This window comes from Streptomyces sp. NBC_01537 (genome assembly GCF_045040445.1).
GTDB lineage: Bacteria > Actinomycetota > Actinomycetes > Streptomycetales > Streptomycetaceae > Actinacidiphila.
Map to the genome: position 1 here is coordinate 2417699 of NZ_CP109392.1, position 13507 is coordinate 2431205.

The following is a 13507-nucleotide window of genomic DNA, read 5'->3' on the forward strand; positions in this document are numbered from 1 at the left end:
CCGGCATGGCCGTCAGTGCAGAGGCATCGGCGGACGCCGGTACGCCGTCGGGGGCCCATCGGCAGTGAGGAACGCGCGGATCGTCTCGGCAATGGCCGGCCAGTCGGGTCCGAACCAGATCAAGTGGCTGTCGGCCCGGCTTTCGACCAGCCGGGCGTGCGCGATGGCGGCCACCAGGGACTGGGCGTGGGCGAACGATACGGCGCCGTCCTTTCTGGTGGCGACCACGAGGGTGGGCTGGGTGACCTCGGCGGTGGGGTCGGCGACCGGGCGCAGGTCGTTGAGGAACCCACGCCCCGACCTCATGACGCGGTACAGGGCGATGACCCTCGCGCGATCCTCGGGGCCGAGCGCCGCGACGACGTCCCGCCCCGGCTGCGTCGACAGGGCAGCCAGTAACAGCCGCAGCCCCCTGTCGGGGGCGGCACGAACAAGGGCCCTCACGGCAGCCCAGGTCAGGGGCTCGACAGGCGCGGCGAACACCGCGTGAGCGCCACGACGGGTCCGCGGATCGGGCCAGGGTAGCCACCCCACGGCACTTTGCAGGATCAGTCGGTCGACGAGGTCGGGGTGTCGTGCCGCCATCGTCACCGCGGTGGGCCCGCCGCCCGAGGTGCCCACGACGGCGGCCAGCTTGGTGATGCCCAGGTGCTCGCACAGTTCGCGCGTGGCATCGGCGAACCCGGCCGCTGAGGTGCCGGTGAGCAGCGGCGTGCGGCCGTAACCGGGGCGCGGGGGCCAGGATGGTGCAACCTGCTTCGGCGAGGGCGTCCTCGCCCAGTGCCAGACCGGCCCGCATGTGGCCGCCGTGAAATACCACCACCGCGGCATCTCCTCGCTGTTCCAGCCGGTATTCGACCGGCCCGTCGGGAAGCCGGGCGATGTGTGTGGGCCGTTCTTCCAGTCTGTGCTGCCCGCGCATCAGCCCCTCCCGTCAACGGGCGGTGCGGCCCCGGCCGGGGCCGCGTGCTGGTCAAGGAGGCCGCCGAGGTCGGCTGCGGTGACCACCCCGGTGACCCGGCCGCCGTCCATGACCAGGATCGGAAGCCCAGTCGTGGGCGTGGCGCGGGCGATGACCTCGTCGAGCGCTTCGTCGGGTCTTGCCCGCAGGCACCGTGATGCCGGAAGCGCCAGTTCACGCACACGCATGGTGCCCCTGAGGGCAGGCGCGACCAGAGCCGCCCGCCGCACCGGCAGCACACCGCTGGGCCGCCCCTCGAAGTCCAGCAGGGGCACCACCGAGTGCGCGGCCCCGGGCGACTCGTGCAGGAAGCGGCCGACTGTCAGCCAGTCCGGGCAGGTCACCACGGGGCCGGTGATGATGTCGGCCACCACAACGCCACGCAGAGCGCCCCGCAGCGCTGCAAGGCGCCTCTCGACCAAGGCGGTGGCCCAGAGGAACACGCCGAGCAGCCCCAGCCACAGAACACCGGCGGTTCCTTGGGCCAGGACCACCACCAGGCTCCCCGTGACCAGCAGCACGCCCACCGCCTGCCCGCTGCGGCCTGCCGCCCCATGGGCGCGCTCCCGGTCACCCGTCCTCCACCACACCGTGGCCTGCAGCAGCCTTCCGCCGTCCAGGGGCGCGGCGGGCAGCAGGTTGGACACTGCCAGTAGTACGTTCGTCGCGCCCGGCCAGGCGAGCAGGGCCAACGGCGATTCCGCGGCCTCCGCAGCGATCGTCAGGTCCGTGGCGGCGGCGGTGCCCAGCGCGGTGCCGCCGAGCAGCAGCCCGGCCAGCGGGCCGCCGACGGCCGTCGCGAACGCGGCACGAGGGCTCGCGGGCCGGTTCTCCCCGGTCACCCCGCCCAACGCCCACAAGGTCAGGGACCGCACGGGTACCCCGGCTGCGGGCGGCAAGGACGTTCGCCGCCCCATGAATCACCAGGCTCGCCAGGAGCAGCAGCACAACAGCCCCCGTTGCCCAGACTGTGAACGCCCCAGGTGCCCCGCCCCGAGCCGCAGCTGCTGCCCATGTCTCGCCGGCCAGCCCGTAGACGACAAGCATCAGCAGTACCGGCAGGCTCCAGTGGACGTGCAGCACCACCCCGTGCACCGTCCCGATCCGCACCGAACTGCTCATCGGCTGACACCTTCCGTCCCAAGGGGGGCGCACATGCTTCCATGCTCCGCCATCCTGGTCGCCCTACGGTGCTCTGCCGCCAGGGATGATTTTGGAAGCGTTGTTTAGGTTTTCGTAGCCGGGATGCGGCAAGGTGCTGTGGAGGATGAACGTGGCAGCGGGGGGCGTACCACCGGGGTTCCTGGACGGCTATCCGGCGATGCTGGCCGAGGTGTCGGCGACCGGGCGACGGTTGCGGCGTGCGGAGTTGGACGCCCTGCGGGTGCTGGGCGAGCGCGCAGCCGAGGCGGGGTACGGGCTGCCGGAGCTGGTGGGGCTGTATCTGGGGGCGGCCCGCGACGGCTGGAGCGGGCTTCCCGGGGTCACTGGCGTGACCGGGGCCAGGGACGCGGGCCGGGTCGGGGATGCGGTGCTGGCGGCGGTGGCCGCGGCGGTGTCGGCGCTGGGCGAGGGGCATGGGCGGGCGCAGCGGTTGCTGGCGCGGCAGGAGGAGGCGGCCCGGCGGGAGTTCATCGACGACCTGCTGTACGGGCGCAGCGACCTGGGGCTGCTGTCCGAGCGGGCCGAGCGGTTCGGGTTGCGGCTGGCCCGGGACCATGCGGTGGCGGTGGCCCGTGGGATGGAGGCGTACGACGATCTGCACCCGGTGGTGCGCAGGATCGAGCGGGAGTTGATCGGACGGTTCGGCGAGCGGGATGTGCTGCTGGCCACTAAGGACGGCCGGCTGGTGTGCATCGCCCCGGGCACCGAGGCCGTGGTTCTGGACGCCTTCGCGGAGCTGGCTCTGCGGCCGGGGCCGGGCCATGCGGTGGCCCGTCGGGTGGCGGTGGGGCGTGAGCATCCCGGCGCTGGCGGGGTGGTGCGGTCGTACGAGGAGGCGTTGAGCGCGCTGGACTTCGCCGACCGGCTGCGGCTGCAGCCCCCTGTATTGCGCGCGGCGGAGCTGCTGGTCTTTCCGGTGCTGATGCGTGACCGGGCTGCCATGGCGGATCTCGTACGCAGCGTGCTGGGCCCGCTCAGCGCGTCACGGGGCGGCGCCGGCCCGCTCCTGGAGACCATCGCCGTGCACGCCGAGGCCGGATACGTCAACGCCGAGGCGGCCCGGCGCCTCGGGCTGGGGGTCCGGACTCTCACCTATCGACTCGACCGGATCAAGGCGTTGACCGGCTACGACCCCGCAGATGCCCTGCACCGCTACACCCTGGAGACCGCCGCGATGGGCGCCCGGCTGCTCGGCTGGCCCGAACAGCCGCTGTAGCGCGCAGGGTTGCACCGTCAGTAGGCCGTCAACAGGGCATAAAGATTGCCGGGATCCGGCAATGTGCGCGGGTGCCCCGTGCTGCCACCATCTTCCTGGCACCGGCAACGGCGCCACGGTGCGAAGCACGGGGGGAGGGCGGGGAGATGCGCGCGTTCGGGGATGCCGCGCTCGGTTATCCGACCGCCCTGTTCAGCTTCGCGCTGCTGGTGGTCATCGGGTACTGGGGGACAGTACTGCTCGGTGGCCTGGACGTCGACGCCCTCCACGGGGGACATGGGGGGCACGGGGGAGAGGGCGTCGACGCCGGTACCAGTGCGCACGACGGCGGGTTCGCCGGCTTCCTGTCCGGCCTGGGGCTGGGCGGGATCCCGGCAACCGTCACGCTGTCGCTGCTGATCGCCGTCGCCTGGTTCGTCAGCCTCGTCGGTGCCGTGCTGACCGACGGCGCACTGCTCGGCACAGCGGTCCTGATCTGCGCGCTGCTGAGCGCCTGGGCCGCCACCGGGCTCGTGCTGAGGCCGCTGCGCCGCCTGATTGCACGAGAACGGCCGCCCTCGCGCACGGACTTCGTCGGCCGTGTGTGCGTCATCCGCACCGGCCGGGTCGGCCCGGACTTCGGCCAGGCCGAGGTCACCGCCGACGACGGCTCGACAGCCGTGGTCCAGGTGCGCGCCACCTATCGCGACGAGCAGCTCACCAGCGGCAGCAGCGCTCTGATCTTCGACTATGACGCCGACGGTGAGTTCTTCCGGGTCACGCCCTACGACGCGGCGCTCGACCCGCACCGCCCTGCTGGCTGAACCCTCTCAACCCACCGTCTTGTCCGGGGCCGTTCACGGCCTCCTTCGCCTCAAGGAATGCTGATGGATGCCATCACCATAGGAATCGGCGTGCTCATCGCCGTCGTCCTGCTCATCCTGTTCGGTCTGCTCCTGATCGTCAGCCGGCTGTTCCGCAAGGTGGAGCAGGGCAGGGCGCTGATCATCTCCAAGACCAAGAGGGTCGATGTGACCTTCACCGGCGCGGTCGTCCTGCCCGTGCTGCACAAGGCCGAGTACATGGACATCTCGGTCAAGACCATCGAGATCCGCCGCACCGGCCGCGAGGGTTTGATCTGCCGGGACAACATCCGGGCCGACATCCACATCAACTTCTTCGTACGGGTCAACAAGACCGTCGAGGACGTCATCAAGGTCGCCCAGTCCATCGGTACCGAGCGGGCCAGCAGCCAGGAGGAGATCCAGGACTTCTTCGCGGCGAAGTTCTCCGAGGCGCTGAAGACCGTCGGCAAGCAGCTTGACTTCGTCGATCTCTACACCAAGCGCGAGGAGTTCCGGGACCGGATCATCTCCGTCATCGGCACGGACCTCAACGGCTACCACCTCGACGACGCCGCGATCGACTTCCTTGAGCAGACCCCGATGTCGCAGCTGGACGCGGCCAACATCCTGGACGCCCAGGGCATCCGGAAGATCACCGAGCTGACCGCGATCGAGCACGTTCGGACCAACGAGTTCCAGCGCACCGAGCAGAAGGAGATCACGCGGCAGGACGTCGACGCCCGCGAGACCATCCTGGAGCTGGAGCGCCGGCAGGCGGAGGCCGAGATCAGGCAGCGGCGTGAGGTGGAGACCCTGCGGGCGAAGGAGGAGGCCGTCACCGCCAAGGTCCAGGAGGAGGAACGGCTCGGCGCGCAGTCCGCGTTCCTGCGCACCGAGGAGCAGCTGGGCATTCAGCGGGAGAACCAGGCCCGTGAGATCGCCGTGGCGCAGAAGAACCGCGAGCGGGTGATCGCGGTGGAGAACGAGCGGATCGAGAAGGACCGGCTGCTGGAGGTCATCGGCCGGGAGCGGGAGACCGAACTGTCGCGGATCGCCGCGGGCAAGGAGGTGGAGGCCGGCAAGCGGGAGATCGCCGACGTCATCCGCGAGCGGATCGCGGTGGACCGCACCGTCGCGGAGCAGGAGGAGAGCATCAAGCGGCTGCGGGTGGTGGAGGAGGCCGAGCGGAACCGCCAGGCGGTCGTCATCCACGCCGAGGCCGAGGCCCAGGAGAAGCTGGTCAAGGACATCAAGGCTGCCGAGGCGGCGGAGGCCGCGGCCCAGCACAAGGCCCGCGAGGCGCTCACCCTGGCCGGGGCACGTAAGGAGGCCGCCGAACTGGACGCCCAGGCCAAGATCAGGCTCGCCGAGGGTGTGCAGGCCGAGGCCGCGGCCGAGGGGCTGGCGGCGGTGCAGGTACGGGAGAAGGAAGCGGCGGCGATCGAGAAGACCGGACGGGCCGAGGCCGTCGTCGCGGTGGAGAAGGCGCACGCCGCCGCCACCGAGATCGGCGAGAAGCTCAAGGCCGAGGCCGCGGGCCTGACCGAGAAGGCCGCGGCGATGGCAGCGCTCGACGACGCCTCGCGTGGCCACGAGGAGTACCGGCTCCGGCTCGCGGCGGAGAAGGACATCCGACTCGCCGGTCTCGACATGCAGCGGCAGATCGCCGAGGCACAGGCCGCGCTGGTCGGCGCAGGGCTGGAGAAGGCCACCATCGACATCGTCGGCGGCGACAGTGTCTTCTTCGACCGGCTCGTGAGCGCGATCTCGTACGGCAAGAGCGCCGACGCCTTCGTCGCCAACTCCGACACCGCCCAGGCGCTGGGCCGGTCGTGGCTGAGCGGCGAGTCGAGCTTCACGGACGATCTGACCGGGCTGCTGGGCTCGGTGAAGGCCGCCGACGTGCGGGACCTCACGGTGTCGGCGGCACTGCTGAAGCTCATCTCCTCCGGCGGGGAGCGGGCGGGCCAGTTCCAGCAGCTGCTCGACGCCGCCCGGCAACTGGGCGTCGCCGACGCGCCGCTGGCCGCACTCAACGGAGCCGTACGCGCCTGACGGCGCGGGAGAACACCACCGTGGAGCAGAGGAGCAAGAACGCGATGGCCACCGAGCAGCCGCAGCCGCAGCCCGTGCGGCTGGAAGCCGGAACGTACGATGTGCTGCGCACCCGGCTCGCCGTAGCCGCGAGCGAACTCGCCGAGCGGGCACAGTCCCTGAACGCCCGCAGGCTGGAGGTCTTCGGCGGCAACGAGCTGCGGCTGGCCGGCAGCGACCGCCTCCGCACCACCAGCGACTGCGTACCGCGCGACGTCGTCGCCATCGGCGGGCGGCTCCTCCTCGGCTACAACCTCGGCCATGCCGGGACGCGCGCGCAGATCGGCGTCGACGACGTCCTCTCCGTGCTCGGCTTCGTCAGCGACGGCGACACCTTCCGCTTCGAGGCCCTGCCCGCCGACGCCGTCCCCGGGCTGCTGGACGACCCGCGCTTCCAGCAGGACTTCGCCGAGCTGTACCGCTACTACCGCGACGCCCGCCTGCTGCAGCTGAGGCTCCTGAATGGCATGCTGCTGGCGGTGTTCCAGACCGGCCCGGACCTGGCCGACATCCGGGTGCTGCGCTGGAGGATCGCCGCCGACGGCACCCCCGGCTATCTCGACGCACGCGGCGAGCGCGAGCATGTCCTTCCGCCCGCGTACGACGTCACCTGGACGGACACCACCCGCGACGACCACGTCCTGGGCCGGCACCCGCACATCTCGATCGGCGGCGAGGTCTTCGTCTCGACGGTCGCAGGCACGCTCACCGTCAAGGTCGAGGACACCACCGAGACCGGCGAGGGAATCCACTGCGAGCCCGTCGACGAGCCCCTTCAGTCGCTGGCCGACGCCGAGGTCTCGTACGCCCGCGCCGGGGCGCTGATCCTGCTGCGGATCCGCCCGTACAACGAGACGGCTTGGCGGCACCTGGTCTTCAACACCCGCACGGGTTCCGTGGTCCGCCTGGACGGCATCGGGCAGGCCTGCCTGCGCCTGCCCGACGACCAGGGGGTGATCTTCCCGGGCGGATACTGCCTGGCCACCGGCACCGTGAAGATCTTCGACACCGGCACCGACGGGCTGGAGTTCGAGCGCGTCGTCCGCTCGCCGAACGGCGAGGACGTGCTCTACGTCTTCCACGCCCGCGCCGAGGGCCGCACCCTGCTGCTGTCCTACAACGTCATCCGTGAGGCGGTCGCGACCCCCCTGACCTGCCACGGCCACGCGCTCTTCGACGACGGCACCCTGGTGCTCTTCCGAGCCTCGGGCGACGAGCCGGCCCGCGTCCACCCGGTCCAGGTCTGGCACACCCCGTACGCCTCCGACACCTACGCCGCCGCGCAGCCAGCCGGCACCGGCCCGCTGGAGCGGGTCGGCAACGCCGACCTGGTGCGCGGCATCGCCGACTGCCTGTCGGCCGCCCGCGCAGCCCGGGACATGACCCCGACGGCCGCGGTGTACGAGGCGATCACCGCCGCCTGCGAGCGGATCACCGACCGCCACCACTGGCTGCCCGAGCCCGGACTCGGCGGCCTGCACGAGCCACTCGCCCAGGTCCGCGCCACGGCCGGGCAGGTGCTGGAGGAGTTCGAGACGGTCACCGCGCTCACCGCGCAGGCCGCCCAGGCGCTGGACGAAGCCGCCGCACGGATCACCTCACTGGTACGCCTCGGCCGGGGCGAGACCCTGGCGAGCGCCGACGCCTGGGTGCGGCACCTGACCGAACTCCGCCAGGCGCAAGGCCAGGTGGAGTCGCTGCGCGAAATGCGCCACGCCGACACCGACCGCATCGACGCTCTGGCCACCGGCCTCGCCGACGACCTGGCCGCAGCCGCCCACCGCGCAGTGGCCTTCCTGGCCCGCGACGACGCCTTCACCAGCCACCACCAGGACGTGGCACGGCTCGCCGACCAGGCCGAGGCCATCGCCACCACCGCCGAGGCCGCCCCCGTCGCCGAGCGACTGGGCGAGCTGACCGAGGGCCTGCGCACGGTCACCGAGGTCGTGACCGCACTCGACATCGCCGACCCCGTCGTCCGCACCTCCGTCCTGGAGCGGATCGGCGCGGTCCTCGCCGACGTCAACCGGGCCCGCGCCACCCTCGCCGCCAGCCGGAAGGAACTGCTCGGCCGGGAAGGGCGCGCCGAGTTCGCCGCCGAGTCCGCGCTGCTGGGCCAGGCGCTCACCGCCGCGCTGGCCGCCCTCGCCACCCCGGACGACTGTGAGGACCAGCTCGGCCGGCTCCTCCTGAGGATCGAGAACCTTCAGACCCGCTTCGGCGAGCACCAGGACTTCACCACCGAGCTCGACAACCGGCGTGCCGGGATCCACGACGCCTTCTCCGCCCGCAAGCAGACCCTGCTCGACGAGCGCGCCCGCCGCGCCGACCGCCTCGCGGACTCCGCCGCCCGCATCCTGGACAGCGTCCATCGCCGACTGGCCTCCCTCGCCTCCCTGGACGAGATCAACACCTACTTCGCCTCCGACCCCATGGTCACCAAGGTCCGCCAGGTCGCCGACGAGCTGCGTGACCTCGGTGACCCGGTCCGGGCCGAGGAACTGGCCGGCCGGCTCAAGGCCGCCCGTCAGCGCGCAGCCCGCGCCCTGCGCGACCGTGCCGACCTGTACGACGGCAGTGACGGCGGCACCACCATCCGCCTGGGCCGTCACCGTTTCGCCGTCACCACTCAGCGGGCCGAGCTCACCCTCATCCCGTACCAGGGGACGATGGCCTTCGCCCTGACCGGCACCGACTACCGCTCTCCCGTCCGCGACCCGCAGTTCGAGGCCACCCGCACGTACTGGGACCAGCGCCTTGTCTCCGAGACGCCCGAGGTCTACCGCGCCGAATACCTGGCCGCCTCGCTGCTGGCCGGGACCGAACCGCTGGACGGCCTGTACGAGGCCGCTGCCGAGGACCGCCTGCTCGACATCGTCCGCGTGGCCGCCGAGTCCCGCTACGACGAGGGCTACGAGCGCGGCATCCACGACCGCGACGCCACCGCGATCCTCACCGCGCTGCTGCGGCTGCGCGCCGAAGCGGGTTTGCTGCGCTACCCGGCCCCTGCTCGCGCCGCCGCCCAACTGCTGTGGACGTACGGCTGCGACGGGGCGACCCGTATGTCGTGGTCCGCGCGGGCCGTCTCGCTGGGCCGGGCCCGCGCCGCCTTCGGTCTCGCCCCGGCGGTGGCCGTCCTGCAACGCGAACTCGCCCTGGCCGTCGCCACGTTCCTGGATGCCGTGGGCCTTCCCTCGACGGGCACCGGCCTTGCGGGCGAGTACCTCTTCGAAGAACTCGCCCGGCAGCCGGTCGCCTTCATCACCAGTTCCACCGCCCGCACCCTGCTGGAGAAGTTCCGTACCGCCGTAGACGGGGACGGCCTCGACGCGGGCCTGGCCGCCCTCCCCGACGACCTCGCCGCCCTCCCCGCCCGCCATCAGCTCGCCGAAGCCTGGCTCGGCTCCTTCCTCACCGCCTCCGGTGAGCAGGCGACCGAGGGTGACCTGGCCGAGGCGGTCGCCCTCCAGCTGTGCGACCGCCTCCCCCGCCGCCACTGCCCGGCCGACCTCACCGCCACCGTCGAAGGACTGCTGGGCGACCACCCCCGCCTGCACGGCCGCACCCTCCACCTCCGCCTTGACGAACTCCTCGCCCGCACCGCTGTCTTCCGCACCGACCGCATCCCGGGCTACCGCGCCTACCAGCGCCTGCGCACCGGCCTGCTGGCCCGGGAACGCACACGCCTGCGCCTGGAGGACCTCCGCCCCGCGCCCCTGACCGCCTTCGTACGCAACCGTCTCCTCGACGAGGTCTACCTACCCCTCATCGGCGACAACCTCGCCAAGCAACTTGGCGCGGCAGGCGACGCCAAGCGCACCGACAACTCCGGACTCCTGCTGCTGATCTCCCCGCCCGGCTACGGCAAGACCACCCTGGTCGAATACGTCGCCGACCGCCTCGGCCTGCTCCTGGTCAAGGTCAGCGGCCCCGCCCTCGGCAGCTCCGTCACCTCACTCGACGACGACCACCCCGAGATCAAGAAGATCCACTTCGCTCTCGCCGCCGCCAACAACGTCCTGCTCTACCTCGACGACATCCAGCACGTCTCCCCCGAACTACTGCAGCGCTTCATCCCACTCTGCGACGCCACGCGCCGCCTCGGCCCCTACGACCTGCGCGGCAAGCGCTTCGCCGTCGCCATGTCCGGCAACCCCTACACCGAGTCCGGCGCCCTCTTCCGCATCCCCGACATGCTCGCCAACCGCGCCGACGTCTGGAACCTCGGCGACGTCCTCACCGGACGCGAGGACCTCTTCGCCCTCAGCTTCATCGAGAACGCCCTCACCTCCAACCCCGTCCTGGCCCCCCTCGCCGTCCGCGACCGCACCGACGTCGAACTCCTGCTGCGCCGCGCCCAAGGCGACGACTCGGTACGCGCCGACCAACTCAGCCGTCCCTGCCCGCCGGCCGAGTTCGACCGGATCATCGCCGTCCTTACCAAGCTCCTGCACGTCCGGCACACCCTCTTGGCCGTCAACCGCGCCTACATCGCCTCCGCCGCCCAGGCCGACGCCTCCCGCACCGAACCGCGCTTCCGGCTCCAGGGCTCCTACCGCGACATGAACAAGCTGACCGAACGCATCGTCCCCGTCATGAACGACGCCGAACTCGACGCCCTCATCGACGACCACTACCGCACCGAGGCCCAGACCCTCACCTCGGCCGCCGAGGCCAACCTCCTCAAACTCGCGGAGCTGCGCGGCACCCTCACCCCCGCGCAGGCAGCCCGCTGGGAGGACGTCAAGGCCGCCTGTACCCGGACCGCACCCAACGGGTGAGACAACGAACTGCTTCAGCGGACGGTTTGGGGCACTGTTCGCCGACGAGGGGGCTCGGACTGTTAGAAAGGGCGTATGCCGATCCCTTCGCCAGCCTTTGAGTCCGATGCCGAGGCGATGGTCAATGCCCTGCTGACCGCATCCCGACTGCTGGTGGCGGTGTCCGCCCGGTCCCTGGGCGCGGTGGAGGAGGCGCTGACGCTGCCGCAGTTCCGGATGCTGGTGGTGCTCGACACGCGGGGGGCGATGAACCTGTCGCAGCTGGCCGCGGAGCTGAGTGTGCAGCCTTCCACGGCCATGCGGATGATCGACCGCCTGGTGGCGGTGAACATGGTGGCCCGTGGCGCGTCTCCCACCGACCGGCGAACCAGTGTGATCTCGCTTACCGAGCCCGGCCGACGCGCGGTGCGCGAGGTCACCGACCGGCGCAGATCCGAGATCGCCCGCATCGTCGAGGCGATGCCGGTGGGCCAGCGGCGCCACCTCATCGAGGCGTTGCAGACTTTCACCGAGGCGGGGGAAGAGCCCTCGGTCGCCGATGGCGCGCCGCTGAACCTGGGCTGGTGATCCAGGAGCCTGCTGAGGCTTCGCCCCGATGCCGTTGCCCAAGCCCCGGCCGTTGTGTGCGGTTGGTATTGAGGACACGGCCGAGCCCAGGTGGATCGGCTCAATCCGCGATTGCCGTCAAGGGTCTCAGAAGGCGCCCGCCCCGTCAGTCCTGAGTGAGGGTGTCGGCGGTCGGCCAGATACCGTTGCCCGGCATCTCCAGCTGCTCGGACAGTGGCTGCCGCCACTGCGGCGGCGTGAACGGCTCGCCCCAGTAGTCGGTCACCCGGACGGCCTGCCCTGCCACCAGCTCAGCAACGGAGACGTTCCGATACACCCGGCCGTCGCCGTAATCGGTGCTCCACTCCACGACGAGGGTGTCGCCGCAGACGTGCCGCCTGCCCACACCGAGCCTCAGACCGACGAAATGGGACTCCACCTCCGCGATGTGGGCTCTGCCGCGGATGAGTTCGCCACTCTGCGGCCACTGCCGCACCGCACTCTCGGCCAGCGGAACTCCAAGGATCCGTTCAAGACGCGTCTGGTACACCCTCTCTTCCATGTCATGAACAACCTGTGCGGTCCCTGTCACGTCACGGCCTGACCGGACACGGTCCCATTGCCCCCAAGGTCGTCATCCAGGGCTCTACGAGCGAAGGCAAGCGGGCCCCGACATCGCCGACGCCGGGGCACTTCCGTCATCCTTAACCTTATGCAATCTTTGCACAGTCGAACATTGGCTCCCGGCTTGATATTTTTGCACCATGCAAAGATGGGTGAAGTGGTGAGCGCGGGGCGAATGCGTCACGCAGGCCGGACGCAGTGGGGTGTGATCGCCCTGGCGCTGGTGGTGGGTGCCGGGGCCGGAGCGGGTGCCATAGCCTTCAGGTGGCTGATCCAGACGTTCACCCGGTTGTTCTCCGGCCACGCCGACTACTCCGCCGCCGGCCATGCGAGCAACCCGCATGTGCCGTGGCTGGGGCCCTGGTTCGTGCTGCTCGCGCCCGCGCTGGGCGGTCTGCTGTACGGCCCGCTGGTGCAGCGTTTCGCCAGGGAGGCGCGCGGCCACGGGGTACCCGAGGTGATGTACGCGGTGGCGCTGCGCGGCGGCCGTATCGCACCGCAGGTCGCCGTGGTCAAGGCGCTGGCCTCGGCGCTGTGCATGGGCTCGGGCGGTTCGGTGGGCCGTGCGGCTCACGGGCTTCAATGCCTCGCCGGAGCCCGTGCGTAAGGACGGCACCCTGACCGTAAAGGGAACGCTGCAGCGCCAGAACGGCTCCAGCTGGACGAGCCTGTCCGGGCAGAAGGTGACCATCTACTTCCGCGCCCCCGGCGCCAAGAAAGGCACCAGCATGGACACCGTGACGACCGGCAAGGACGGCAAGTTCACCGCCAGGTTCACAGCCAAGCAGGACGGCACCTGGAGCGCGACCTACGCAGCAACCAGTTCGTACCTCAATACAACCTCCATCGGTGACTACGTCGACGTCCGCTGACGACAGTTCCACAGCGCCCGGTGTCCCGGCCCATGTCAGGTCGGGTACCGGGGCGCAGGTCGCGAGCACCCATCACCCCTATCTCTGCTCGGAGTCGACAGGACACCGCGCAGGGATATGGCGCGGTGCTCTGGCCTCTACCAGGGTCGACGGGGCTCCGCACCAGATCGACGTCATCCGCGCCGAGGCCAAACGCCGCAAGACGAGGATCCACATCTTGATCCTCCAGGGCCGGAGTCAGGACACCGCTGCCGAGATCACCCAGGCCGACGAGGCCGAGCTCACCCCCGAACAACGCAAGGGAGCCGAGGCCCGCGTCAACCACCTCACCACGAAGCGCGAGTTCCTCGCCTACGACACCGCACCGGCCAAGGGCTGGCCGATCGTGACGGGGATCATTTGAGGGTGCGTGCAGACATCTCGTC

General features: G+C 70.9%; 10 protein-coding genes and 1 pseudogene. 8 read left to right on the plus strand and 3 right to left on the minus strand.

The window, feature by feature from the left end; all coding sequences use genetic code 11:
• Window positions 1–12: 12 nt before the first annotated feature.
• Both OG607_RS11180 and OG607_RS11185 read right to left on the minus strand, forming a co-directional pair.
• Complete coding sequence (locus OG607_RS11180) at window positions 13–831, minus strand: alpha/beta fold hydrolase (protein WP_405722028.1); 819 nt, start codon at window positions 829–831, stop codon at window positions 13–15.
• Between the two features lie 90 nt (window positions 832–921).
• Window positions 922–1836, minus strand: a complete 915-nt coding sequence (locus tag OG607_RS11185) for a site-2 protease family protein (RefSeq protein ID WP_405722031.1) — start codon at window positions 1834–1836, stop codon at window positions 922–924.
• A gap of 392 nt (window positions 1837–2228) precedes the next feature.
• On the opposite strand from OG607_RS11185, the gene OG607_RS11190 reads away from it, so the two are divergent.
• The 5 genes from OG607_RS11190 (at window position 2229) to OG607_RS11210 (ending at window position 11607) form a co-directional block, all read left to right on the plus strand.
• The gene (locus OG607_RS11190) at window positions 2229–3341 is read left to right on the plus strand and encodes a PucR family transcriptional regulator (RefSeq protein ID WP_405722034.1); all 1113 of its coding nucleotides are present in this window, start codon (window positions 2229–2231) and stop codon (window positions 3339–3341) included.
• Window positions 3342–3487: 146 nt separating this feature from the next.
• Window positions 3488–4144 (plus strand): hypothetical protein, encoded by a 657-nt coding sequence (locus OG607_RS11195; protein WP_405722036.1) that lies wholly within the window; start codon window positions 3488–3490, stop codon window positions 4142–4144.
• A gap of 63 nt (window positions 4145–4207) precedes the next feature.
• The gene (locus OG607_RS11200; protein WP_405722039.1) at window positions 4208–6220 is read left to right on the plus strand and encodes a flotillin family protein; all 2013 of its coding nucleotides are present in this window, start codon (window positions 4208–4210) and stop codon (window positions 6218–6220) included.
• Window positions 6221–6264: 44 nt separating this feature from the next.
• A complete protein-coding gene (locus OG607_RS11205) occupies window positions 6265–11040 on the plus strand; it encodes a DNA repair ATPase (protein ID WP_405736684.1) in 4776 nt (1591 codons plus the stop codon).
• 75 nt (window positions 11041–11115) lie between these two features.
• Window positions 11116–11607, plus strand: a complete 492-nt coding sequence (locus OG607_RS11210; protein WP_405722042.1) for a MarR family winged helix-turn-helix transcriptional regulator — start codon at window positions 11116–11118, stop codon at window positions 11605–11607.
• A 145-nt stretch (window positions 11608–11752) separates the two neighbouring features.
• Here OG607_RS11210 and OG607_RS11215 read toward each other — a convergent pair whose 3' ends face one another.
• Complete coding sequence (locus tag OG607_RS11215; protein WP_405722045.1) at window positions 11753–12148, minus strand: hypothetical protein; 396 nt, start codon at window positions 12146–12148, stop codon at window positions 11753–11755.
• 237 nt (window positions 12149–12385) lie between these two features.
• On the opposite strand from OG607_RS11215, the pseudogene OG607_RS11220 reads away from it, so the two are divergent.
• From OG607_RS11220 to OG607_RS11230, 3 genes and pseudogenes are all read left to right on the plus strand, one after another.
• Window positions 12386–12775 (plus strand): annotated as a pseudogene (locus OG607_RS11220) (chloride channel protein); the annotation flags it as partial.
• 34 nt (window positions 12776–12809) lie between these two features.
• Window positions 12810–13082 (plus strand): hypothetical protein, encoded by a 273-nt coding sequence (locus tag OG607_RS11225; protein ID WP_405722048.1) that lies wholly within the window; start codon window positions 12810–12812, stop codon window positions 13080–13082.
• Window positions 13060–13485, plus strand: coding sequence for a hypothetical protein (locus tag OG607_RS11230; RefSeq protein WP_405722051.1), 426 nt, complete (start codon window positions 13060–13062; stop codon window positions 13483–13485). The genes OG607_RS11225 and OG607_RS11230 overlap by 23 nt, the downstream gene beginning before the upstream one ends.
• The last annotated feature ends 22 nt before the right edge of the window (window positions 13486–13507 follow it).

Bases quoted from the DNA above. Each gene is read 5' to 3' on its own strand.
- OG607_RS11205 (WP_405736684.1), top strand. From the start codon at position 6,265: ATGGCCACCGAGCAGCCGCAGCCGCAGCCCGTGCGGCTGGAAGCCGGA.
- OG607_RS11215 (WP_405722045.1), bottom strand. From the start codon at position 12,148: ATGGAAGAGAGGGTGTACCAGACGCGTCTTGAACGGATCCTTGGAGTT.
- OG607_RS11210 (WP_405722042.1), top strand. From the start codon at position 11,116: ATGCCGATCCCTTCGCCAGCCTTTGAGTCCGATGCCGAGGCGATGGTC.
- OG607_RS11180 (WP_405722028.1), bottom strand. From the start codon at position 831: ATGCCGCGGTGGTGGTATTTCACGGCGGCCACATGCGGGCCGGTCTGG.
- OG607_RS11200 (WP_405722039.1), top strand. From the start codon at position 4,208: ATGGATGCCATCACCATAGGAATCGGCGTGCTCATCGCCGTCGTCCTG.
- OG607_RS11190 (WP_405722034.1), top strand. From the start codon at position 2,229: ATGAACGTGGCAGCGGGGGGCGTACCACCGGGGTTCCTGGACGGCTAT.
- OG607_RS11195 (WP_405722036.1), top strand. From the start codon at position 3,488: ATGCGCGCGTTCGGGGATGCCGCGCTCGGTTATCCGACCGCCCTGTTC.